Source organism: Mesorhizobium sp. M1348 (assembly GCF_040317925.1).
Classification (GTDB): domain Bacteria; phylum Pseudomonadota; class Alphaproteobacteria; order Rhizobiales; family Rhizobiaceae; genus Mesorhizobium.
Map to the genome: position 1 here is coordinate 1 of NZ_JAMYLH010000048.1, position 21677 is coordinate 21677.

General features: G+C 61.6%; 20 protein-coding genes and 4 pseudogenes. 10 read left to right on the forward strand and 14 right to left on the reverse strand.

Annotation, left to right across the window (positions count from 1 at the left end; translation table 11 throughout):
- Positions 1–264, reverse strand: a 264-nt coding sequence (locus NKH13_RS33855) for a co-chaperone GroES (RefSeq protein WP_352917165.1), incomplete at its 3' end; no start/stop codon positions are given.
- 609 nt (positions 265–873) lie between these two features.
- Here NKH13_RS33855 and NKH13_RS33860 point away from each other — a divergent pair.
- Together NKH13_RS33860 and NKH13_RS33865 are read left to right on the forward strand one after the other, a co-directional pair.
- Entirely contained in the window at positions 874–1017 is a 144-nt protein-coding gene (locus NKH13_RS33860; RefSeq protein ID WP_352638078.1) for a S46 family peptidase, read from the forward strand.
- 4 nt (positions 1018–1021) lie between these two features.
- A pseudogene (locus NKH13_RS33865) lies at positions 1022–1710 on the forward strand (S46 family peptidase).
- Positions 1711–2438: 728 nt separating this feature from the next.
- Here NKH13_RS33865 and NKH13_RS35825 read toward each other — a convergent pair.
- The 11 genes and pseudogenes from NKH13_RS35825 to NKH13_RS33915 all read right to left on the reverse strand — a co-directional run.
- Positions 2439–2645 (reverse strand): annotated as a pseudogene (locus NKH13_RS35825) (NrtR DNA-binding winged helix domain-containing protein); the annotation flags it as partial.
- Positions 2646–2674: 29 nt separating this feature from the next.
- Positions 2675–2980: pseudogene (locus NKH13_RS33870) on the reverse strand (aspartate 1-decarboxylase); the annotation flags it as partial.
- 60 nt (positions 2981–3040) lie between these two features.
- Positions 3041–4024 carry a 3-oxopimeloyl-[acyl-carrier-protein] synthase BioZ gene (gene bioZ / locus NKH13_RS33875; RefSeq protein WP_352917167.1) on the reverse strand — a complete coding sequence of 328 codons (984 nt, stop codon included), beginning with the start codon at positions 4022–4024 and terminating at the stop codon, positions 3041–3043.
- Positions 4021–5286 carry an adenosylmethionine--8-amino-7-oxononanoate transaminase gene (locus NKH13_RS33880; RefSeq protein WP_352917169.1) on the reverse strand — a complete coding sequence of 422 codons (1266 nt, stop codon included), beginning with the start codon at positions 5284–5286 and terminating at the stop codon, positions 4021–4023. The genes bioZ and NKH13_RS33880 overlap by 4 nt, the downstream gene beginning before the upstream one ends.
- Positions 5286–5921, reverse strand: a complete 636-nt coding sequence (gene bioD / locus NKH13_RS33885) for a dethiobiotin synthase (RefSeq protein WP_023679599.1) — start codon at positions 5919–5921, stop codon at positions 5286–5288. The genes NKH13_RS33880 and bioD overlap by 1 nt, the downstream gene beginning before the upstream one ends.
- A gap of 11 nt (positions 5922–5932) precedes the next feature.
- Positions 5933–7072 (reverse strand): 8-amino-7-oxononanoate synthase, encoded by a 1140-nt coding sequence (locus NKH13_RS33890; RefSeq protein ID WP_352917170.1) that lies wholly within the window; start codon positions 7070–7072, stop codon positions 5933–5935.
- Positions 7069–8067: a biotin synthase BioB gene (bioB, locus tag NKH13_RS33895; RefSeq protein ID WP_352917185.1), complete on the reverse strand. Its 999-nt coding sequence runs from the start codon at positions 8065–8067 to the stop codon at positions 7069–7071. The genes NKH13_RS33890 and bioB overlap by 4 nt, the downstream gene beginning before the upstream one ends.
- 95 nt (positions 8068–8162) lie before the next feature.
- The gene (nadC, locus tag NKH13_RS33900) at positions 8163–9017 is read right to left on the reverse strand and encodes a carboxylating nicotinate-nucleotide diphosphorylase (RefSeq protein ID WP_352458523.1); all 855 of its coding nucleotides are present in this window, start codon (positions 9015–9017) and stop codon (positions 8163–8165) included.
- Positions 9017–10559 (reverse strand): annotated as a pseudogene (locus NKH13_RS33905) (L-aspartate oxidase). The gene nadC and the pseudogene NKH13_RS33905 overlap by 1 nt, the downstream one beginning before the upstream one ends.
- The gene (gene nadA / locus NKH13_RS33910) at positions 10556–11530 is read right to left on the reverse strand and encodes a quinolinate synthase NadA (protein ID WP_352508058.1); all 975 of its coding nucleotides are present in this window, start codon (positions 11528–11530) and stop codon (positions 10556–10558) included. The pseudogene NKH13_RS33905 and the gene nadA overlap by 4 nt, the downstream one beginning before the upstream one ends.
- Before the next feature lie 66 nt (positions 11531–11596).
- Positions 11597–12565 carry an NUDIX hydrolase gene (locus NKH13_RS33915; RefSeq protein ID WP_352593251.1) on the reverse strand — a complete coding sequence of 323 codons (969 nt, stop codon included), beginning with the start codon at positions 12563–12565 and terminating at the stop codon, positions 11597–11599.
- Between the two features lie 171 nt (positions 12566–12736).
- On the opposite strand from NKH13_RS33915, the gene panB reads away from it, so the two are divergent.
- From panB to NKH13_RS33945, 6 genes are all read left to right on the forward strand, one after another.
- Positions 12737–13597 (forward strand): 3-methyl-2-oxobutanoate hydroxymethyltransferase, encoded by an 861-nt coding sequence (gene panB, locus NKH13_RS33920; protein WP_352917173.1) that lies wholly within the window; start codon positions 12737–12739, stop codon positions 13595–13597.
- Entirely contained in the window at positions 13594–14454 is an 861-nt protein-coding gene (panC, locus tag NKH13_RS33925) for a pantoate--beta-alanine ligase (protein ID WP_352917174.1), read from the forward strand. Before panB ends, panC begins: the two co-directional genes overlap by 4 nt.
- Before the next feature lie 94 nt (positions 14455–14548).
- Entirely contained in the window at positions 14549–15274 is a 726-nt protein-coding gene (locus tag NKH13_RS33930) for a LuxR family transcriptional regulator (RefSeq protein WP_352917176.1), read from the forward strand.
- 93 nt (positions 15275–15367) lie between these two features.
- Positions 15368–16018, forward strand: coding sequence for an acyl-homoserine-lactone synthase (locus NKH13_RS33935; RefSeq protein WP_352917177.1), 651 nt, complete (start codon positions 15368–15370; stop codon positions 16016–16018).
- The gene (locus tag NKH13_RS33940; protein WP_352508062.1) at positions 16015–16389 is read left to right on the forward strand and encodes a transcriptional regulator domain-containing protein; all 375 of its coding nucleotides are present in this window, start codon (positions 16015–16017) and stop codon (positions 16387–16389) included. Before NKH13_RS33935 ends, NKH13_RS33940 begins: the two co-directional genes overlap by 4 nt.
- Before the next feature lie 157 nt (positions 16390–16546).
- Positions 16547–16858 carry a DUF2285 domain-containing protein gene (locus tag NKH13_RS33945; RefSeq protein WP_352549694.1) on the forward strand — a complete coding sequence of 104 codons (312 nt, stop codon included), beginning with the start codon at positions 16547–16549 and terminating at the stop codon, positions 16856–16858.
- Positions 16859–17207: 349 nt separating this feature from the next.
- On the opposite strand, the gene NKH13_RS33950 is transcribed toward NKH13_RS33945, so the two are convergent.
- Positions 17208–17330 carry a hypothetical protein gene (locus tag NKH13_RS33950; protein WP_352917179.1) on the reverse strand — a complete coding sequence of 41 codons (123 nt, stop codon included), beginning with the start codon at positions 17328–17330 and terminating at the stop codon, positions 17208–17210.
- 348 nt (positions 17331–17678) lie between these two features.
- Between NKH13_RS33950 and glmS the strand changes: the two genes are divergently transcribed.
- On the forward strand, positions 17679–19502 hold the full coding sequence (glmS, locus tag NKH13_RS33955; RefSeq protein ID WP_352917181.1) for a glutamine--fructose-6-phosphate transaminase (isomerizing): 1824 nt from the start codon (positions 17679–17681) through the stop codon (positions 19500–19502).
- Positions 19503–19963: 461 nt separating this feature from the next.
- On the forward strand, positions 19964–20179 hold the full coding sequence (locus tag NKH13_RS33960; RefSeq protein ID WP_352453550.1) for a helix-turn-helix domain-containing protein: 216 nt from the start codon (positions 19964–19966) through the stop codon (positions 20177–20179).
- A 694-nt stretch (positions 20180–20873) separates the two neighbouring features.
- Here the strand turns inward: NKH13_RS33960 and NKH13_RS33965 are convergent.
- Positions 20874–21677 (reverse strand): IS1380 family transposase (locus NKH13_RS33965; RefSeq protein WP_352917183.1); only part of this gene is annotated, 804 nt, incomplete at its 5' end.

Below are 21677 nucleotides of genomic sequence, written 5' to 3' on the forward strand. Positions count from 1 at the left end.
CATGATCAGAAGGTCTTCGCCATTGAGCTTGACTTCGGTGCCCGACCACTTGCCGAACAGGATGCGGTCGCCGGCCTTGACGTCCAGCGGGACGAGCTTGCCGACCTCGTCACGGGCGCCGGAACCGATGGCGATGATCTCGCCTTCCTGCGGCTTTTCCTTAGCCGTATCGGGGATGATGATCCCGCCGGCGGTCTTCGCTTCGGACTCGACGCGGCGAACGACCACGCGGTCATGCAGCGGCCGGAAATTCGACTTTGCCATTTTTGGATTTCCCTGGTGCGGATGTTGAACGGTTCTCCGTTGCCGGAGCGTGGTTAGCACTCACCAGAAGCGAGTGCTAACGCGGCAGTGAGATAGGCCGTAGGCTCCTGCTAGTCAAGACGGAATAGGGACGGGCGAAGAGCAAACGAGCGTGGAAGCACCGAGCCCTTTACGTAAAGACGTCGGAGATCGGACATGGATGGGGCGGCTCACCATTTGTAACTGAAGGCTTTATTCATTTGGCACGATTGGTGCAGCGGACGATCCGCAAACGTTGCGCGCGACAAATATGAGAGGTGAGCGCCATCAGGACTGTTGCGGTTAACGGGTCCACTCGGTGTTTACGGTGTTGGCCGCCGCGCGGGCGCCAGGACTCCGGCCATCCCGATAGTCACCAATCCAATCTGCGGAGAACAGGAGGCAAGATGAGAGCGACAGTCAGCATGAACTCGAATTTGAAATGTTTGGCCAAAGCAACTGCCATCGCCTTGCTCTGGACGGTCACGGCTACGTCGGCGGACGAAGGTATGTGGATGCCGGGCCAGACTGCGGAAGTGGGCGCGGCCATGCGGCCGTCTGGACGCTGACCCGCTCAACGCGATCGTATCACTGGGCGGATGCTCCGCCTCGTTCGTCAGTCCACAAGGGCTGGTCGCAACCAATCATCACTGCGTGTTCGAATCCATCCAATACCACAGCAAGGAGGGCCAGGACTATCTCACAGACGGCTTTCTGGCGAAGAGCCCTGGGTGAAGAATTGCCCGCGGCGCCAGGCAGCCGAATCCATGTGATCGAGGACATGCGGGATGTGACCGCCGAAATGCTCAAGGGCGTCTCGGACAAGCTGAATGGGTTTGCCCGCTATGAGCGGCTCGCCACGAACCGCAAGGCCCTGATCGCCGCATGTGAAGGACAGCCCAATCGCCGCTGCGACGTAGGGGCCTATTATGGCGGCGCCTCCTACTATCTCCAGCAGAAGCTCGAAATCGAGGACGTGCGCCTTGTCTATGCGCCCGCGCTCGGCATCGGTAACTTCGGCGGCGAAACGGACAATTGGATGTGGCCGCGCCACACAGGCGACTTCGGCTTTTATCGCGCCTATGTCGCTCCTGATGGTTCCTCCCGGCCATATGCGCGCGACAATGTGCCTTACCGCCGAAGAGTTGGCTACCCATAGCCTGTGCAGGCGTCAAGGAAGGCGACCTTGTGATGGTCGCCGGCTTTCCCGGCGCAACCCACCAGTTCCTGACGGCGGATGAAGTCCGGTTCAACTTCGCGCAATTCGAACCGCGGTTGCAGCGTTCGCTCTCGGATTATGCCGCCCAGATCAAAAGGCAACGGCAGGCAATCGCGAGGCGCAGATCCATTGACCGCCCGCTTCACAAATTGGCTCGGCCTAAAACGCATGGGAAAAGCAGAAAAGGCAACAGATCGGCACCAGAATGAATATGGCCGCGCGAACTGACAGACGCGCCAACAATCGGCATCTCGCATGGTCGGTGGCACTGGACGTGGCTCCCACCCTGCTGGCGCGACTCCCCATCAGGTCGTCGGGGTTTCGCTGGCGAAAAAAACTTCCGCGTGTCTCTGCGCGATCCATCCCGCTTGCGCGTGCCTAGTCAACCAAAAAACTGACCATCTGCAGGATCAGGATCAGCAAAAAAAAGCCAAAGGCAGACGCCAAAACAGCTGCCAGCAGGACGATGCGTTGTTTCTTCACCCACAGTTCCCCCGGGAGAGAGTCTAATGATAATCCTTAAAAAAGGCGCCCTTGAACAGGGCGCCCTACGCTCATTTGTGCAAGTTTAAAGATTAGCTTGCCTGCTTTATGTAATTAAACGTTTCTTTTGTGCGACACTTCTCCAAGTGTTACTTGCACAAATCGAACGTATCGCACATTTAGACGAACTGTACATTCGATAGCGACTTTGACGCATGCGTTTACTGGCGGTATGCATCCTTCACCGTTGCCGCAAGGCATTGGCCCACTCGCGCGGCACCTCCTTCACGACAAAGGTTGAAAGCCCGTCCTCGGGCGTTTCATTTCCAAGATCACTTCGATCCACTCATACGGGCTTCCCGAGCGAGACCGTGGGTTCGGACGGTGCGAATGAATTTCTCGTTATAATCGAATTGATTATAAGGGTATATTTCTACGTTGAGTATAAAGGATGTCAAGCCCGCGCCAGCGGCAATTTTGTCCGGGCGACCGCCGTTTCGTCGAGGACATGGTGGCGGAAGCGATAAAGCTTCGCCGGCCGACCGCCGGTGTCAAAAGCACTTTCGCCGGTCTCCTCCACCAGTTCCTGCTGCTCCATCAACCGGCGAAAGTTCTGCTGAAGCGCCCCTGCCGATGTAGTCGTCAACGCCGTCCGCGTCAGCGCATTGCCATCGGCGAGAAGCCAACGACATTGTTGATGACGAACGTAACGATCCGCGGCTTCAGAGAGGAATGCGCGCTTCGTCCAGATGGATGGAGTGGGCTGGCAGGTCCGGGCGGCCGCGCCGTTGAGGATGCAGCATCGAGAGCCGCGCTCGCCGAGGATGACATAGGTCGAGATTCGCGCGCCGGAAGTCTTGCTCCATGTCTCCACGAATCCATTGGCAGGATCCCGGCTTCTTCGCAGTGGTCAGGGTCGAGCGTTATCGAACCGTGGTAGTTGAGGTTTGCTTCGACGTGGATGCCGTGCAGCTTGCCGGCGACTATTTTTCGCATTGGTCCCGTTGTCCTATTCATCTCACAAAGTCAGTCCTGATGTTGAGCAGCTTCGCTGGGCTAAATCCCGACGAGGAGCGCCCCGCCGCTGAGTCCCGCACCTGCCGCCGCCAGGAGTATTTTCTTGCCCGGCCGAAACGGCTCCGCTTGATTGGCGAGCGACAGTGAGAGCGGGATCGTCGCGGCCGAAGAGTTGCCGTATTCGGCAATCGTCTTGACAATTGCTTGATCCGCTATGCCGAGGTTACTCCCGACAGCATCGAAAATGCGAGCATTGGCCTGATGCGGCATGAACCGGTCGACATCCTGTGGTCGCACTCCGGCAGCGGCTAGCGCGCTTATCGAGCAATCGGTCATCATCTCGACGGCCTTTGCGAACACTTCGCGGCCGTCGGTCATCGTCATTCGGGTTTGCGCGAGGTCGAGGTCACCGTGGAACGGGATGTTGCTTCCTCCTGCGGGAATCTGGATCAGGCCGTATCGCGAGCCGTCCGAATCCACGGAGGCACCGAGAATCCCCCGACCAGTATCCTCGCACGGACCGATCACGACGGCGCCGGCGGCATCGGCAAACAGCACGGCGCTGGCGCGCTCAGAGGGATTGATGCGGCGGCTGAGGATATTGGCGGCGATAACAAGGCTCGCTTTGCCGTGCAGGCGGGTAAATCCGTCCGCAAACATCAGCGCATAGATGAAGCCGGCGCAGGCGCCGGTCAGATCGACAGCGCCGGCGCGGCCGAGCCCCAGCCGATGTGCGACCAGGGGCGCGCTGGGCGGCAGGAGGTGATCGGGCGTCGAGGTGGCAAGCAGCAGCAGACCGATGTCGTGGCGCGCAATGCCGGCGCTGGCCAGCGCCATGGCGCCGGCCTGCGCAGCAAGACCAGACAGCGTGTCTTCGTCCGTTGCCCAGAAGCGCGACCGGATTCCAGTACGCCGCTCGATCCAGCCCGGTTCGAGGCCGAGATTGTTCTCAATTTCGGCATTCGCCACCTTTCGGCCAGGCGCATGATGGCCAAACCCGAGAAGGCGCGACGACCTGCTCATGGCTTTGAGCCGAAGCGTTCGCCGGCCTCCTCGATCGCGTCATGGAGCCGATCGAGCTCGTCGCCGGTGACGCAATAGGGCGGCAGGAGATAAAGGACATTGCCGAGCGGGCGCACAAGCAGGCCGAGCTCGAGGAAAAAGGCCCGCAGCTTAGGTCCGATCTCGGCCAGATAGCCGGCAGAGCCGGCGCGCAGGTCGAGAGCCAGGATCGTGCCGGTCGCGCGGCTGTCAGTGAAGTTGGCATTGTCGCGAAAGCGTTGCAGTCCGGCGACCTGCATCCCACTCAAGGCCGCGATCCGCTCGGCCACCGGCTCGTCACGCCAGATCTCGACATTGGCGAGTGCGGCCGCGCAGGCAATCGGATTGGCGGTGTAGGAGCTCGAGTGAAAGAAGGTCTTTTTCCGGTCGGTCGAATTATGAGCCTGGAAGATGGCATCGGTGGCGAGCGTGGTGGCCAGTGGGATCGCGCCGCCGGTCAGGCCTTTCGAGGTGCACAGGATGTCTGGAGAGATGGACGCTTGCTCGCAAGCGAACATGGTTCCGGTACGCCCCCAGCCGGTCATCACCTCATCGGCGATCAGCAGCGTGCCGGAGGCCTCAGTGATCCTCTTCAATTCGGCCAGAACCCAGGCCGGATACATCAGCATGCCGCCGGCGCCAAGCACCAGCGGTTCGACGATCAGGGCGGCGGTGCGTCGGTGGCGGGAGACTGCCTCGAAACGATCCAGCGTCTCCTGCTCGCGCCCTGCTGCCGGGAAGGGGATGGTGTCGACCTCGAACAGCAACGGCTCGTAGGCGGCGTTGAACACGCTGCGGGCGCCGACGCTCATCGTGCCGATGGTGTCGCCATGATAGCTGTGCTCCATGACGACGATGCGCGAGCGAGGCGCGCCGATGTTGCGGAAATAGCCGAGCGCCATCTTCAGCGCGACTTCGACGCTGGTCGAGCCGCTGTCGGAATAGAACACCCAGTCGAGTCCGGCGGGAGCGAGTCCGACAAGCGCCTTGGCCAAGCATTCGGCAGGCTCGTGCGTGAAACCTGCGAAGATGATCTGGTCGAGGCTCGAGGCGGTCGTCTCGATTGCCTTGATAATGCGGGGATGGCGGTGGCCATGTGTGACGACCCACCAGGAGGAAATGGCGTCCAGAATGCGCGTGCCGCCGGCTTTGTGGAGATACGCGCCTTCAGTCAGGACGATTTCAGGGATCGCCGGCTCGAGCGCGTGCTGGGTGAAGGGGTGCCACACACGGGATTGCGGCATCATTCGCCTCCGGCAATCAAAGCGAGGTCGAAGCCCGCAATCATCGCTTGTCTCAGCGTTTTGTCCGTCAGCGGATCGAGGTGCGGCAGCCTGCCGAGTTGCGGCACGTCGCCGAATTCCACGATCGTCCGTTGCGTATCGGTCATCTCATCGCCGATGAAGGCGATGCCAGCCAGCGGGATAGCGCGCGCCCGCAGGGCCTCGATCGACAGCAGGGTGTGATTGATTGTTCCGAGCGCGGTGCGGGCGCACAGAATGACCGGCAACTGCCATTGCTCGAATATGTCGATGAACCTTGTCCGGCGGTTCAGCGGCACCATCAGCCCGCCGGCGCCTTCGATGACGAGCGGTGTCGGCAGGACGGGAAACGAAAGATCGGCAGCCTCGATCGAAACGTCGTCGATTTCGGCCGAACGATGCGGCGAAAGCGGGCTCTTCAAGCGGTAGGCTTCCGGCAGCACGCGCCCCGACGGCAGCCCGGCAAGTCGCGCAACCGCCTCGCTGTCGGTCTCGCCGTCGAGGCCCGATTGCACCGGCTTCCAGTAGAAACCGTCAAGCAGGCCGGCAAGCCCGGCCGAAAATACTGTCTTGCCAATTCCGGTGTCTGTTCCGGTGATGACGATGCGCTTGGTCATGTCGCCTCCGGTCATGTCTGGGCCAACACCTCGACGAGCGCCTCGACCATGGCGGAAATGTCGGCTTCGCCGATATTGAGCGTCAGTGAGATGCGCAGCCGCGATGTGCCTTCGGGCACCGTCGGCGGACGAATGCCGCGGATATCGAAGCCGCGTGCCTGCAGGCACGCTGCCACCGCCATGGTGCGCGTGACGTCGCCGATCACCAAGGGCTGGATCTGAGAGCCACTTGGTATCACGCCGCAGCGATCGACCAATTGGCGGCCTGCGAGGGCGACGCGTTCATGCAGCTGAAAACGCCGCATAGGCTCGTCGGCGAGCATTGCGAGCGCTTCGCGCGCCGCGACCGCCATCAGCGGCGATGGCGCGGTGGCGTAGATGAATGGCCGGCAACGGTTGATCAGATACTCGCACAGTGTCCTCGGCCCGGTCACGAGCCCACCAGATGCGCCGAGCGCCTTGCCGCAGGTGTGGAGCGCGACGATGTTGTCGCGGCCCTCGAAAGCGGCGGCCAGCCCCCGGCCGTCCGGTCCCCAGACGCCGGTGGCATGCGCCTCGTCAATGACGATGAATGCGTCGTGCCGATCGGCAAGCGCGACCAGGCTCTCCAAAGGCGCCCAGTCGCCATCCATGCTGTAAAGGCTTTCCACCGCGATCCAGACGCATCCCATGCCGCCTTCGGCGCGCCAACGCGTGATCGCATCCTCGACAGCGTTGGCGTCGTTGTGCGCGGCCAGCACGAACTGTGCGCGCCTGGCCTGCGCACCCTCATGCATGCTGGCATGGGCGAGCTCATCGAGGACCAAAAGGTCGCCCTTCTGCGGCAGCGCCGTCAGCAGAGCGAAGTTGGCGATGTAGCCGCTGCCGAAGAACAGCGCGCGGTCGGCTCCAAAGAATGCTGCCGCGTCTGCCTCGAGCTGCTCGTGTTCCGGTGCATTGCCGCGCAACAGCCGCGACCCGGTGGCGCCAACCGGCGTGCCACGCGCAATCGCCGCCGCAACCGCTTCGCCAAGTCTTTTGGAGGCGGCAAGCCCGAGATAGTCGTTCGACGAGAAGTCGAGCCCGGCGCGCGGCTTCAGCGTCCGCAGCCGGTCCTTGCGCGCCAGCCCCTGCAAGGTCGCCTCATAGCGGGCAAGCGGTGCCCCGTTCATTGCGCCTCGAGTTCCATCGGCTCGATGCCAAGGCGCCGGAACAGCAGGGTATCCTTGTCCTCACCGGGATTGTCCGCCGTCAGCAGCGTGTCGCCGACGAAGATCGAGTTGGCGCCGGCAAAAAAGCACAGCGCCTGCATCTCGTCGGTCATGGCCGTACGGCCGGCGGAAAGACGGATATGCGATTTCGGCATCATGATGCGCGCCAGCGCGATCACGCGCACGAATTCGATCGGCTCGATCGGCTTGGCGTCGGCAAGCGGGGTGCCGGGGATCGGGATCAGCATGTTGATCGGAACGCTTTGCGGATGTTCCGGCAGATTGGCCAGCGTCACCAGCATGTCGATCCGGTCCAGCGGCTCCTCGCCCATGCCGACAATGCCGCCGCAGCAGACCTTGATGCCGGATTGGCGAACGTGCTCGAGCGTCTCGAGCCGCTCGGCAAAGCTGCGCGTGCTGATGATCTCGCTGTAGTAGCGTTCCGACGTATCGATGTTGTGGTTGTAAAAGTCGAGACCAGCCTGCTTCAGTCGAGCGGCTTGCTCACGATCGAGCATGCCGAGCGTCATGCAGGTCTCCATGCCCAGCGCCTTGACGCCTTCGACCATCGCCACCACCGCATCCATGTCGCGCGCCTTGGGGTTTCGCCAGGCCGCGCCCATGCAATAGCGGGTTGCGCCGGCGTCACGCGCTTTCTTCGCCTCGGCGACGACGCGCCGGACCTCCATCAGCTTCGACGCCTTCAGGCCGGTCTCGTGATGCGCCGACTGGCTGCAATAGCCGCAATCCTCCGGGCATCCGCCCGTCTTGATGCTGAGCAGCCGGCTGAGCTGGACCTTGTTGGGATCGAAATTCTGGCGGTGCACGGTTTGCGCGAGGAAGAGGAGATTGTTGAAGGGGGCATCGTGAAGTGCCCGAGCCTTCTCCAGGGTCCACGCTCCAGGGTCAGGGGATTGAGCCTGTGGCGATGTCTGCGTTGGACTGGCTGTTTGCATGTCCATGCTGTTCCTCCGGTTCTGCCTTGCTTTGCTGTCTGATTGATGACGATCGGAAAGGACAGTTGTTTCGATCCTGTCCGTTCCTCAGGCAATCATGAGCCCCAATAGTCGAGGCCGATATCCAAGATCGGCGCGCTGTGGGTCAGTCGGCCGACTGAAATCAGATCAACGCCGGTCGCGGCAATCGCTCGCGCTGTATCGGATGCGATCCCGCCAGAAGCCTCGGTGATAGCACGGCCGCCAACGATTGCGACGGCGCGGCGAAGATCGGCGAGGGACATGTTGTCGAGCAGAACCGCATCGGGAGCGAAGCCAAGTACCTCCTCCAACTGGGCCAGCGTATCGACCTCGACTTCGATCTTGACGAGATGACCGGCCCGTCTTCGTGCTCGCTCGAGCGCCGGGCGAACGCCGCCTGCGATGGCGATGTGGTTGTCCTTGATCAGAATTGCGTCGTCGAGGCCGAAGCGGTGATTGGATCCGCCACCTGCGCGCACGGCATATTTTTCGACTGCCCGCAATCCGGGCGTCGTCTTGCGCGTGCAGACGATCTTCGCGCCATATCCACGAACCGCAGCGACGATCGATGCCGTTGCTGTAGCGATGCCGCTCAGATGGCACAAAAAATTGAGTGCCGTCCGTTCGGCTGTGAGAATGGCCCGGGCAGGGCCAACCACTGATGCAATGACCTCTCCATCCATGACATTGCAGCCGTCTGCCCGCTCCACCGAAATTTCGACATCAGGATCAATCAAGCGGAAAGCGAGCATCGCCAGATCGAGGCCGGCGACAACTCCGGACTGGCGCGCCGCCAGCACGGTTCCCGCTTGGTGTGCCTTCGGCACGATGGCCTCCGTGGTCAAGTCGCCGGCTCTGCCAAGGTCTTCAAGAAGAGCTGCCCTTACAAGCGGCTCAAGCATGACCGTGGGAAGCGGTGAGAGCGTCATCACTTTGCCCCTTCGAGGCTTGGCGAGTGTCCGAGTTCCCGCGCAGCGGCCAAGGCGGCTTCGAGGGTGATTTCGGACCGTCGGGCGACAGTCGCATGATGAGGAAAGTCTGTCCGGTAATGAGCGCCGCGGCTTTTCTTCGCGCAACAGGGCGGCAACCGCGATCATCAGCCCGACAGCCGCCGGATCCGAGGCCGCGTCCTTGCTTTCGGCGAGCGGCAACAAGGCATATGCGGCTGCTTTCAAACCTTCACCATCCCGGACGATGCCGAGTGCGCGCGACAGGAAAACACGCACGGGTGTCGGCGCGGGCGATGGGTAAACGTCCGCAAACGCAGGCTTTGTTCTGCGAGCAGGCGTTCCGGCGACACTTTCAGCGACCCAGCGCGCGCACACGACGGCCTCGGTCAAGGAATTGCTGGCGAGCCTGTTGGCGCCATGCAGTCCTGTCGAAGCGACTTCGCCGCAGGCCCACAGCCCCTTGACGGAGGTCCTACCGGAGCCGTCCACGGCAACGCCACCCATGTGGTAGTGTTGGGCCGGACGAATGGGGATGAGATCGCGCGCGGGATTGATGCCGGCTCCACGACAGGCTGATGCGATTGTCGGGAAGTGTCGAGCAAATTCCGGGCCAGGCCGTTGCCGCGCGTCGAGAAAAACACGGTGGCCATTGGCAAGATGGTTCCAGACGGCGCGCGCCAAGACATCACGAGGCGCAAGTTCCGCCCCTGGCACGCTCTGGAGAAAAGCCTGGCCGGTTTCGTCGATCAGGGCAGCACCTTCGCCGCGGACGGCCTCGCTGACCAGCACCATAGGGCGTTCCGGGCCGTCAAGCGCGGTCGGGTGGAACTGGATGAACTCGAGGTCGGCAAGGACAGCTCCAGCGCGGGCCGCCAGCGCCAGGCCCTGTCCCCAACTGGCCCAAGGATTGGTGGTGTCGAGAAACAGTCCCCCGATCCCACCGGTGGCGAGGACGACCCGCCGTGAGCCGAAGAAGACAGGTCCTATCGAACCGCTCGCCCAGACGCCTCGGATCGCATTCTCTCGCACCGCCAGCCGGCGCGCTTCCACGCCCTCCACGACAACAATCGACGGAGTGGAACGCACAGCCGCGATCAGGGCACGCATGATCTCACGCCCGGTGCCGTCACCATGCGCATGAACGATGCGACGTCGGCTGTGTGCGGCCTCCAATCCGAGGCACAGTGATCCTTTCGACGTACGGTCGAAGGGAACCCCAAAGCCCGCAAGCCCCTCTATCGCCTTGGGCGCGGCTTGGAGGATGCGGCTCGCCACGTCTCTGTCGCAGAGACCATCCCCGGCGGCAAGCGTATCGGCCAGGTGCAGTGCCGGATCGTCGTCTTCGCCGAAACTTGCAGCCAGACCACCCTGTGCCCACGTGCTCGAATTGTCAGCTCCCAGCAGCGTCCTGGACAGAAGCAGCACCGGCTCCGGCGCCAGTTGAAGCGCGGTCATCAGTCCGGCGATGCCGCCGCCGATGATGATGGGCCGCCCGAAGAAGCTGCGGACATCGGCGCTCAAATTGCCAGCATCCGTTCGACCGCAAGCCGCGCGCGCCCGGCGATCCCGGGTTCGATGGTTACGATATGGTGGTTCTGCTCGAGCGCCATGCGGATGTTGGCAAGCGTGATCCGCTTCATGTGCGGGCACAAATTGCAGGGCCGGATGAACTCGACCTCTGGGTGCGCTAACGCGACGTTGTCGCTCATCGAACATTCCGTCATCAGCACGACACGTGCCGGCCTTTGCCTTTCGACATAGTCGGACATGGCAGCGGTCGAGCCGGAAAAATCTGCTTCAGCCACGACGTCGGGCGGGCATTCGGGATGCGCGAGCACGATCACGCCGGGATGGCTTTCGCGCAACTCGCGGATGTCGGCCGGTGTAAAGCGCTCGTGCACCTCGCAATGCCCTTTCCAGGCGATGATCTGCACATCGGTCTGGGCGGCGATATTCTGGGCCAGATATTCGTCCGGCAACATGATCACCTGGGGAACGCCAAGGGATTGGACGACCGCCTTGGCGTTGCCGGATGTACAGCAGATATCCGACTCGGCTTTCACTTCGGCCGACGTGTTGACATAAGTGATGATCGGCACGCCGGGATAACGCTGGCGCATCAAGCGCACGTCTTCTGCCGTGATCGATTCCGCCAACGAACAGCCTGCCCGCAGGTCGGGAATGAGCACCGTCTTTTGCGGATTGAGCAGCTTGGCCGTTTCGGCCATGAAATGTACGCCGGCCAGCACGATGACTTGCGCCTCGATCGTCGCAGCCGTGCGGGCCAGTGCCAAGCTGTCGCCGACGATGTCGGCCACACAATGGAAGATCTCGGGGGTCTGATAGTTGTGCGCCAGGATGATGGCGTTGCGCTCGCGCTTCAGTGCAAGGATCGCCTCGATATCCTCGACGAAAGCCGGCCATTCGATCGGCGGGATCACTCGTCGGACGCGCTCGTAGAGAAACGCGGTCGCAGGCAGCATGGCGCTCATCGACCCCTCCAGCTTATACTCTAGTTGAAAATAACCAGCATATACTTGCTGTGAGTATAAGCGATGTCAACCCCGCGCCAGCGGCAATTTTGTCCCGGCGATGACCCTCTCGTCGAGAACGGCGTGGCGGAACCGGTAAAGCTTCGCTGGCCGGCCGCCGGTCTCCGCGGTTGCCTCTCCGGTCTCTTCGACCAGCTCCTGCTGCTCGATCAGCCGGCGAAAGTTCGGCTTACGCACGAGCCTGCCGGCAAGCGCCTCCACGGTTCGCTGCAGCTGCAAAAGCGTGAAGACCGGCGGCATCAGCTCAAAGACGACCGGCCGGTATTTGATCTTGGAGCGCAGCCGCGCAATGCCGGTCGCCGCGATGCGGCGATGATCGGCGACCATAGACTTGCTGGGCACCAGCGGAGGCAGCGTCGCGTCCCGTCCGCTTCCGGCCTCTTGGACCAGGCCTGCTTCGTAGACTAACTCATAGCGTTGAAGCGTGAGTTCCTCGTTCCAAAGGCGGTCGTCGAAGCCGAAGGCTATCGTCGCCCGCTGCCAGCGTTCACGTCGCGTGGCCGCGTCGCTGACGCCGTCTGCCCATTCAATCAGGCGCGGTCGCAGAACGTCCAGCACGACCGGAGGCGTGCCGGAGCGGTGGTCCTCCCATGGAAAATATTCATACCAGCTCTGCCAGCCGCACTTGGGCGAGCCAGCTGCCTGTTCCTTGCGGGTCAATGCGAGATAGCTGATGGAGATGACGCGCTGCTGGCGCTCGGCGCCGATGCGATCCCGATCCGCGAAGGTGTAGAGTTGCTCAATATACCCCAGCGGATGGCCGGTCTGCTGCTCGACCCACCCCCTCAAACCGGATTGCAGCGATCGGTGCTCAAGCGCAAATGGTCCGGAGGGCAGGGTGTCCGCCTGGCCGATGGTGAGGACACAGGGTTCACTGTCGTTTACGGCGACGACAAAGGCGATCAGGTCCACTTTGACTTCGTCGGCCTTGACGGCGGCTCTGTCTTTCCTGGGTCCTTTTGCCTGATCGTCCATGTTCGCGAAAGTCGTTGGTGCTCGGGGGCGCCTGAATCGATTTAAGTGTAAGCGCGCCTGTCCGCACGTCAACACCGCACAGCTGCACGGCCATTTTTAGCTCTTCGCACTTGCACAAAAATGTGGCAAACGCGACACCCGCGGTTGGTAACGTTGGGGAAGGAGGGTCCATTGAGTGCGTTTGGTGACACCAAGGCGATCACACCGCCGGATATTCGTTCGCGCAAAGGTGGGACGCCGCTCGTCTGCCTTACCGCCTACACGACGCCAGTCGCCCGGCTTGTCGATCCCCATTGCGATGTGGTGCTGGTCGGCGACAGCCTCGGCATGGTTCTCCACGGCCTGCCCTCCACGCTCGGTGTGACGCTGGAGATGATGATCACGCACGGCCAGGCCGTGCGCCGTGGCCTCGAGCAGGCGCTGATGGTCGTCGACTTGCCGTTCGGTTCCTTCGAGGAAAGCCCCGAGCAGGCTTTCCGCAATGCCGCGCGCGTCATGGCCGAGACCGGCTGCGCGGCCGTCAAGCTCGAAGGCGGCGAAACGATGGCAGAGACGATCGGCTTCCTCGCCGCGCGCGGCGTGCCGGTCATGGCCCATGTCGGCTTGACGCCGCAGGCGATCAACACCATCGGTGGCTACCGCGTGCAGGGCAGAGGCGGGGATGCCGAGCGCATCAGGCGCGACGCGCTTGCGGTGAGCGAAGCGGGCGCCTTTGCGGTCGTGCTGGAGAAGGTTCCCGAGGCGCTCGCCCGCCGGATCACCGGGGAGGTGGCGACCCCGACCATTGGCATCGGTGCCTCGGCAGCCTGTGACGGCCAGATTCTCGTCGTCGACGACATGCTGGGCCTCTTCGGCGACTTCCGGCCCAAATTCGTCAAGCGCTATGCTGAACTGGGGGAGGCCGCTGCGGCTGCGATCGCGGCCTATGCGCGGGAAGTGAAGGAGCGCCAGTTTCCGGCCGCCGAGCACGTGTTTGCCGATGCGCCCAAGCCCGCCGACGGGGACGCCACCAAGAGCGGAGAAGCAGCGTGAGCGTGCCGATTGTCAGGAGCGTTGCCCAGCTTCGCCAAATCGTCGCCGCATGGCGCCGCGAGGGCGTGAGGATTGCCGTGGTGCCAACGATGGGCGTCCTGCATGAGGGCCATCTCAGCCTGGTGCGCGCGGCACTCGAGAAGGCCGACCGGGTGATCGTGACGCTCTTCGTCAACCCGAAGCAATTCAACAGCCAGGCCGATCTCGCCGCGTATCCGAGCACCGAGGACGAGGATGCCGCCAAGCTGGTACCGCTTGGCGCGCACCTGCTTTATGCGCCGGATGCAGAGGAAATGTATCCGGCGGCCTTCGCCACGACCGTTTCGGTGTCCGGTGTCAGCGAGGGCCTGTGCGGTGCCTTCCGGCCGGGACATTTCGATGGCGTGGCGACCGTCGTCGCCAAGCTCTTCCTGCAGACCAGCGCTGACTTCGGCTTCTTTGGCGAAAAGGACTTTCAGCAGCTTCAGCTAGTCAGGCGTATGGCCCGGGACCTGGATATTCCAATCACCATTGTTCCTTGTCCGACAGTCCGCGAAGCCGACGGTCTTGCACTATCATCGCGCAATGTCCGGCTCTCGCCAGCAGAGCGTGCTGTTGCCCACAAGCTACCATCGGTCTTGCTCGAGACGGCTGAGCGGCTTGCCCGCGGCTCGCCCGTCCTGCCAACGCTTGCCGAAGCGCGCGCAGCAATTCTGGCTGCAGGCTATCGCGAGATCGAATACCTGGAACTTCGCGACGAGGCAGATCTGCGACCGATGACAAGCCTTGACCGACCTGCACGCTTGCTTGTCGCGGCCTGGCTCGGCGGCACACGGCTCATAGACAACGTCAGAATATCACGGGTTTCAACAGGTTAACGGGGTTCTCGGGACGCGCTGTATCCGTCCGGGATCGTTTAAAACAAGGTCTCTGCCTGGCATCGAGCGATCACGGAGGTTACGCAAAGCGCAAATGCATCGCGTGTTTGAGAACTTCGTCGAGCAACTGTCTGCAAGTGCTGATGCTGCCGATCTCCGTGAGGCAATGGCATCCGCTGCAGCCGGCTTCGATTTTCCGCTATTCGCCTATTTCACTTACCCGTCGGCCCCCGGCGACGCCCCGCAATTGATCTCAAACTATCCTTCATCCTGGACATCACGTTATCTGCAACAGCGGTACCACAGTCTTGATCCGGTCATCCTGCGCGGGCTGCAAGGCTGGGATACCTTCGATTGGGGTGTGGATCGCGCTCGGCACTGTCTGCCGAATTCGCAGCAACAAATTCTGGAGAGTGCGGCTGAGTTTGGCATCCGCGGCGGCCTGACGATATCCATGCATGATCATCGCGGCCGGTTTGCTGCCCTGACCTTTGCTTCCGACGAGTCCCGCCCGCCTCTGTTGCGGTCACTGACACGTTACGAAAAAGCATTGCAGCTGGTGGCCATCAACTTTCATATCCATGTCCGGCGCAGGCTCGCCGACGATCGCGTGGTGGATGGTGTAACGCTCACCCCGCGGGAGTTCGAGTGCCTGAAATGGGCGGCGCGCGGCAAGTCGGCTTGGGTTATCAGCCAGCTTCTCGGCGTCTCAAAGCGCACCGTGACCTTTCATCTGGAAAACGCCAAGGCAAAGCTTGGCGTTCGAACGATCAACCAGGCCGTTGCACGACTGGCTGCCTCCGGCCAGGCGAGATCCTGATTCTTCGGCCACGATAGCTGTAAACCTCTACAGGCTGCATCGCTGCCGGCTTTGCCCTTCGATGGCGGGAACACATTCCGCACGGAGGCGACCATGATGCAGCTGATAACACCAGACCTTTACGACGAGTTCGCAAGCGAGCTCAAAGAGATGCACGGGCTCAGGTTTCGGGTGTTCAAGGAAAGGCTCGATTGGGAAGTTGATACCGAAGACCAGATGGAAACAGACCCGTTTGATGGTCTGAAGCCTGTCTATCTGCTCCTCAAGGGATCCGACTGGCGAATTCGGGGTTGCGTGCGTCTTTTGCCCAGCACCGGACCCACAATGTTGCGCGATACGTTCCCGGTGCTGCTGGGTGCTGACGTCGTGCCCTCGACCTCCGACATATGGGAGAGCAGTCGTTTCGCGCTCGATCTTCCTCCGTCGGCGCCCAAGGCATCGGGCGGGCTGGCCCAAGCAACCTACGAGCTCTTCGCCGGCATGATCGAGTTCGGCTTGGCCAAGGATCTGACCCGGATAGTAACGGTGACGGATACGCGCATGGAACGGATCCTTCGCCTCGCGACGTGGCCATTGTCGCGCATCGGACAACCCAAGTCCGTCGGCAAAACTCAGGCGGTGGCCGGGTTTCTCGAGATTTCCCGCGCGAGCCTTTTGCGCATCCGCAGCAGGGGACGTCTGAGCGGACCGGTACTGTGGCAACCGGTTCTAGGCCCGTCGGCATTGTGGACACCTGAGCCGTGAAGGATGCTGGTCTGCCCAAGGAAGCGACGGTCGGTCTTGTATGCTGGCCGGACTGGCGTCGTCACGAAGCTTACCACTACGCCAGACGATTGCCACGCACTGCCTGGGCCTGGGAGTTTCTTCGGCGCAATCCACAATTCCAGCGCGACCACGCCAAAATGGCACCGTCTGCCTGCATTGTCGGAGCCCAGGCCGACATGAACATAATCGAGTTGACGACAGGATCATCTTTCCTAAGACAATGGAGCCTCCTTTTTCGCGGACGCGCCACAGTGGGACGCTACGTCGGCAAGGGTCTTTTGGGATCCGCGCGACTGCGCCCGTATTCTACGAGCGGCCGCGGAGCTGGTTGGGCTCGACCACGATTTTGAACCGCTTGATCTTTCGTCGCTCTCATGCTGCAAGGACATCCTGCTGACACCTGCCGGCGTGCAGCACGTGCTGCTGAGGGAGGACTGCCGGAGTCTGCAGATCGCCCTTTCCGGTGCATCCGTTCTCCGCCCGTTGCGGCTATATGTCGACGCGATCGTGCAGCCGCAGCACCTGAAGTTCCATGTCGCTGCCCTTCAGTTCCTGAACGACATCAGTGGTTGCGGCCGCCTGGCAGCTGCTTGCTTTCCGCCGGAACCCCGCGGAGCGCGTCTGCGTATCGTGCTCCAGGCTTTGGATGGCTCGCTTGCGGGAGCATCTCATCAGGAGATCGCCATTGCCCTGTTCGGGAGACGCCGTGTCGAAGAAGATTGGTCTCATCCAGGTAGCCATCTTCGCGATCAGGTGCGTCGCGCCATCCAACGTGGCCGCTACCTGATGGGCGGTGGCTATAGACAGTTCCTGATGTAAATCGGGTGACAGCTCGGTGATTGTCTTATCCGAAAACGGGCAGGCATCAATCTCCATTTCTCACTGCTATTGTGCCTTGTACAAAACGTGACACGCGCCTAGTTCTTCCGCTGCGGGGATCGGGTTTGAGTAATACGGACGAAGCACTGAGAACCAACGCTGTCGTGATAGTGCATTCATGCCCCGAGAATCCTGACGACCGTTACGAACCCCAAGAAAGCCGGCGCTGACTGAAACGGTCGCTGAACGTGCTCTGTGGCGTGCGCCGCCTGACTCTCGGTTTCGGCCATGCCGACTAACAGCGTATTGATAGGCCATCGCGGGCTAAGCTCTACCGGCGAAAGCCGCGTCAAAGCGCCAGGCAATCAGAAACTTGATCGGCGGCGACGATGATTATGATCAACGTGACGAACACGTGAATCATGCCGACGGCGCCGACGTTGCCGATGATGATGATGATGATGCCGATCATGCGTCGCTGACGCTGCCTAACTACAGTGCTTGTAATCATGCCGATCACCGCGTGATCACGAGCGGCGGCGGTCCGTGGTCAGGTGCGTAGCCGGGATGGTTCGCGCATGGCCGATTGTTCCTTCGTGCCGCGGGGTGTGGGCTTGCGTTCGGGCAGAGGGCGTCAGGCGCAACGAGGAAGTTAGATCAGGGCCCCAAACGCGGCTTATCCATGGGGTGGATGATAGCTATCCCTACAATCAATTATACCAATATTACCCAATACTACTAGAAGATCCCCAATGAAAGCGGCCGGATGGGTATCCGTTTCGCGTAGGCTGAAGCTGCCGGCAAGAATGGGAAGACGAACATGTGCGGGATTGTTGGTATCGTTGGGCAACAGACGGTATCGGATCGGTTGGTCGACGCATTGAAGCGTTTGGAATATCGCGGCTATGATTCCGCCGGCGTTGCGACGATCACCGAAGGTGTCTTGCACCGCCGGCGCGCCGAGGGCAAGCTCGTCAATCTCGAGAGGAGACTGAAGGAAGAGCCGCTGAGCGGCAACATCGGCATCGGCCACACGCGTTGGGCAACCCATGGGGCCTCGACGGAACGCAATGCGCACCCGCACTTTACCGACGGTGTCGCCGTCGTCCATAACGGGATCATCGAGAATTTCACCGAGCTGAAGGACGAATTGGCGGCGGCTGGCGCCGAGTTCCAGACCGATACCGACACCGAGGTCGTCGCGCATCTCTTGGCAAGACACCGCCGGGAGGGCATGAGGCGGCAAGAGGCGATGCGTGCCATGCTGAAACGCCTCAGGGGCGCCTATGCGCTTGCCGTCCTCTTCGAAGATGATCCGTCGACCATCATGGCGGCGCGCAACGGACCACCGCTGGCGATCGGTCACGGCGACGGCGAGATGTTCCTGGGCTCCGACGCGATCGCGCTCGCTCCCTTCACCAATGAAATTACCTATCTCATCGAGGGCGACTGGGCCGTTGTCGGCAATTCGGGCGCCCATATCTTCGATTTCGACGGCCATCCCGTCGAGCGTCCGCGCCATACCTCCACGGCCGCGGCCGATCTGGCCAACAAGGGCACTCATCGCCACTTCATGGAGAAGGAAATCTACGAGCAGCCCGAAGTCATCGCCCATGCTCTCCGTCACTATAGCAACATCATAGAGAATCGCGCCGACACGGTTTCTGGCATCGATTTCGCCAGGATCCCGAGCTTGGCGATCTCGGCCTGCGGGACCGCCTATCTCGCCGGACTGATCGGAAAATACTGGTTCGAGCGCTATGCGCGCCTGACAGTTGAAATCGACGTTGCGTCCGAATTCCGTTACCGCGAGATCCCGTTGTCGCCGCAGTCGGCGGCTCTTTTCATTTCGCAGTCCGGCGAAACCGCCGATACGCTCGCATCGTTGAGGTACTGCAAGGAGCGTGGGCTGAAAATTGGCGCTATCGTCAATGCCTGCGAATCGACCATCGCTCGGGAGGCCGATGCGGTCTTCCCGATCCTTGCCGGACCGGAGATTGGCGTCGCCTCCACCAAGGCGTTTACCTGCCAGCTTGCTGTTCTAGCCGCACTCGCCATCGGCGCCGCCAGAGCCCGCGGGACCGTAACCGAAGACGAGCTACAGGCGCTCGTCAGGAGCCTCGCCGAAGTGCCGCGCGTCATGGGCCAGGTACTCAACAGCATCCAGCCGGAGATCGAGTTCCTGTCGCGCGAACTGTCAAAGTGTCGTGACGTCCTGTATCTCGGCCGTGGCACCAGTTTCCCGCTAGCGATGGAAGGTGCGCTGAAGCTCAAGGAGATTTCCTACATCCATGCCGAGGGCTATGCGGCGGGTGAATTGAAGCACGGTCCGATCGCATTGATCGACGACAACATGCCAGTGATCGTCATCGCGCCCCATGATCGCTTTTTCGACAAGACCGTCTCCAACATGCAGGAAGTGGCTGCCCGTGGAGGGCGGATTATCCTCATCACCGATGAAAAAGGGGCAGCCGCATCGAAACTCAACACCATGCACACGCTCGTGTTGCCGGCTGTCGACGAGATTATCGCGCCGATGATCTTCTCGCTGCCGATACAGCTTCTTGCCTACCACACGGCGCTCTTCATGGGCACAGACGTAGACCAGCCGCGCAATCTCGCAAAATCGGTCACGGTCGAGTGATTGTGAACCTTTATAGGTGGCGATGCTTGTCCATCTTCGCTGCATCGGCGGTGGAAATTGGTCGAAGGTATCAGCGTCCGCGAGGCTGGGTGGACGGTGCCGCGAATAGCCACTGGAGGCGTCAGTGAGAGTTCGAGTTGCTGTTCAAGAAAGCCATCGGGGAGAATGAGTCGTGTAGGATCGCAGGTCGAATGCGCTACAGCCGATCAGGCCATCTCATGGCGGGCAGGTTCTTAGAACTTGATCAGAAGCAGGTGAGCCGCCATATTCCGACCCGGCTGCCAATTTCAAGTGGCCCATTCCATGGATGAGGCCGGTCCGGCCGAATGGACGTCCATTTTTTTGATTTGCTGGGTGTGCGCCAGGGTCGGGGAGGAAATCTCCCGATTTGTCCAGGCGCTCCCATCTTCTTGGAGATGTTTATGAAGGATTCGCGCATTCCCGAGCCAGTCTTGACGGCTATGTCGCAGGGGACCCACATCATCCGCGCTTATCGTGAGCACCTTGGGTATTCAATCGAGGACCTCGCGGTCGCGTGCGGTCTTGCCGCTCAGGAAATCCAAAACATCGAGCGGGGTCTAAAGTACAATAAGGGCTATCGGAATCGGATAGCGAGATCGCTGTCCATACCTGTGGGAATTCTTGAGGCAGAGTCGGACATATCGGACGCCGCCTGATCAGTCGGATAATCTGCGATGGGTGGAAGACCGCTCTTGTGATGTGACGTTTGCGGCTGATAGTCGTCGCTTGATTCCGTTGGACGCGAATGCCTTCTGGCGCAGTACCGCCAAGAGAATTCTCGTCCACTGTCCGAGTCAGGAACTGCACGCGGGCTCGCCGAACAGGAAGTTGGAACGCTTCGTCATGCTGTCTTAGGCGATATAGCCGCCCGGAGTGCTGCGACACGTGCACGATAGCATTGGCTCGCGAGGATGGATTGCTAACGGCGAACCCATGCTGGTCGGCAAGGCGATACTGGCTGGAGCATCAACTCGGCCGACGAGAGTGGCCCCCCATCCTAGGCAGGATCGGCCGACATGGCCGGCATCGCGAGCCGCTCTGAAAAGAGCACAGCGGGCATCCAGACGCTGCCGGGTTGACTATGGGTGTCGGAACCGCAAAAAGGGGCCGCTCTTCATGAGTGGCGTGCGCCGGCAGTCTAACCCCAAGCCCCCCGCCAGGCTGCCGGCGCGCTTCTAGCCGCCTTGATGCACGGCGATAAGCTTTTGAAGGCCTGAAGCGACGTTGTGGTCGCCGTTGCGGTGCTTTTCCACGCGCCTCGTCAGGCGCCGGGATTGCTCCGTCGTGATGGCAGGCGGGGGTTTGCAGGTTGCGGTCGACGGGTTCGTTTCGGGGCGTCTGCCCCCATCGTTATGTCGCGAGTTGGGGGATGCGATCGAGGACGATGCGCAGGATGCGCTGGTCGGGGCACGATGTCGGCAGGTGCAGGCGGATTTGCGATTTCATCTCGACCACCCGCGCAGCGATTTTGATGAGGCGCAATCGCAGCGTGTCGAATTGGGCGACGGCAAAGCTCGAGCGCCTCGGCATCGCGGCCCGCAAGCCCCACATCAACCAGTAAGCACCGGCATGCAGGAATAGCCGGAACTGGTTGGCCGTCGCTCTGGTGCAGGATGTGCGGTCGGCGGCAAGATGCGTCTTCCACGACTTGATGTGGTTCTCGGCCGCGCCGCGCCGGCAGTAGACATCCTCGTAGAGCGCCTTGGCCTTCCCACCGGCAAGGTTGGTGACGACGAAGCGGATATCGCCACCTTGGGCGCCGACCTCGACCCGCGCGATGATGCGCTCGACGCGGCTCCAACTAGCGGCGCCGTCAACGAACTCCTTGAACCTGCGGACCTTGCCTGTCTTGGCCGACGCTTCGAAGCGCGCAGTCGTGCTGGCCTCCAGATCCGCGACATGCTTGCGCAGGGTCGTGGTGGGCGCGAGGCCAAAGATGAAGTCGACGTCGTTGGCGCGGCACCAGTCGATGACCTGCGGGTTGCAATAATGGCTATCGCCGCGGAGCAGGATTCGAATGTTCGGCCAGTTGATCCGGATCGCCCGCACCAGACGGCGCAGGTGGGGGCGGATCTCAGCCCCACTCGGCCGCTTGGCCGGTCGCAGGATCGCGCTGACGAACCGTCCCGCACCATCGAACACGACGATCGGCTG

Bases quoted from the DNA above. Each gene is read 5' to 3' on its own strand.
- bioZ (WP_352917167.1), bottom strand. From the start codon at position 4,024: ATGAGCAGGTCGTCGCGCCTTCTCGGGTTTGGCCATCATGCGCCTGGC.
- NKH13_RS33880 (WP_352917169.1), bottom strand. From the start codon at position 5,286: ATGCCGCAATCCCGTGTGTGGCACCCCTTCACCCAGCACGCGCTCGAG.
- bioD (WP_023679599.1), bottom strand. From the start codon at position 5,921: ATGACCAAGCGCATCGTCATCACCGGAACAGACACCGGAATTGGCAAG.
- NKH13_RS33890 (WP_352917170.1), bottom strand. From the start codon at position 7,072: ATGAACGGGGCACCGCTTGCCCGCTATGAGGCGACCTTGCAGGGGCTG.
- bioB (WP_352917185.1), bottom strand. From the start codon at position 8,067: ATGCAAACAGCCAGTCCAACGCAGACATCGCCACAGGCTCAATCCCCT.
- nadC (WP_352458523.1), bottom strand. From the start codon at position 9,017: ATGACGCTCTCACCGCTTCCCACGGTCATGCTTGAGCCGCTTGTAAGG.
- nadA (WP_352508058.1), bottom strand. From the start codon at position 11,530: ATGAGCGCCATGCTGCCTGCGACCGCGTTTCTCTACGAGCGCGTCCGA.
- NKH13_RS33915 (WP_352593251.1), bottom strand. From the start codon at position 12,565: ATGGACGATCAGGCAAAAGGACCCAGGAAAGACAGAGCCGCCGTCAAG.
- NKH13_RS33930 (WP_352917176.1), top strand. From the start codon at position 14,549: ATGCATCGCGTGTTTGAGAACTTCGTCGAGCAACTGTCTGCAAGTGCT.
- NKH13_RS33935 (WP_352917177.1), top strand. From the start codon at position 15,368: ATGATGCAGCTGATAACACCAGACCTTTACGACGAGTTCGCAAGCGAG.
- NKH13_RS33950 (WP_352917179.1), bottom strand. From the start codon at position 17,330: ATGATCGGCATCATCATCATCATCATCGGCAACGTCGGCGCCGTCGGC.
- glmS (WP_352917181.1), top strand. From the start codon at position 17,679: ATGTGCGGGATTGTTGGTATCGTTGGGCAACAGACGGTATCGGATCGG.
- NKH13_RS33960 (WP_352453550.1), top strand. From the start codon at position 19,964: ATGTCGCAGGGGACCCACATCATCCGCGCTTATCGTGAGCACCTTGGG.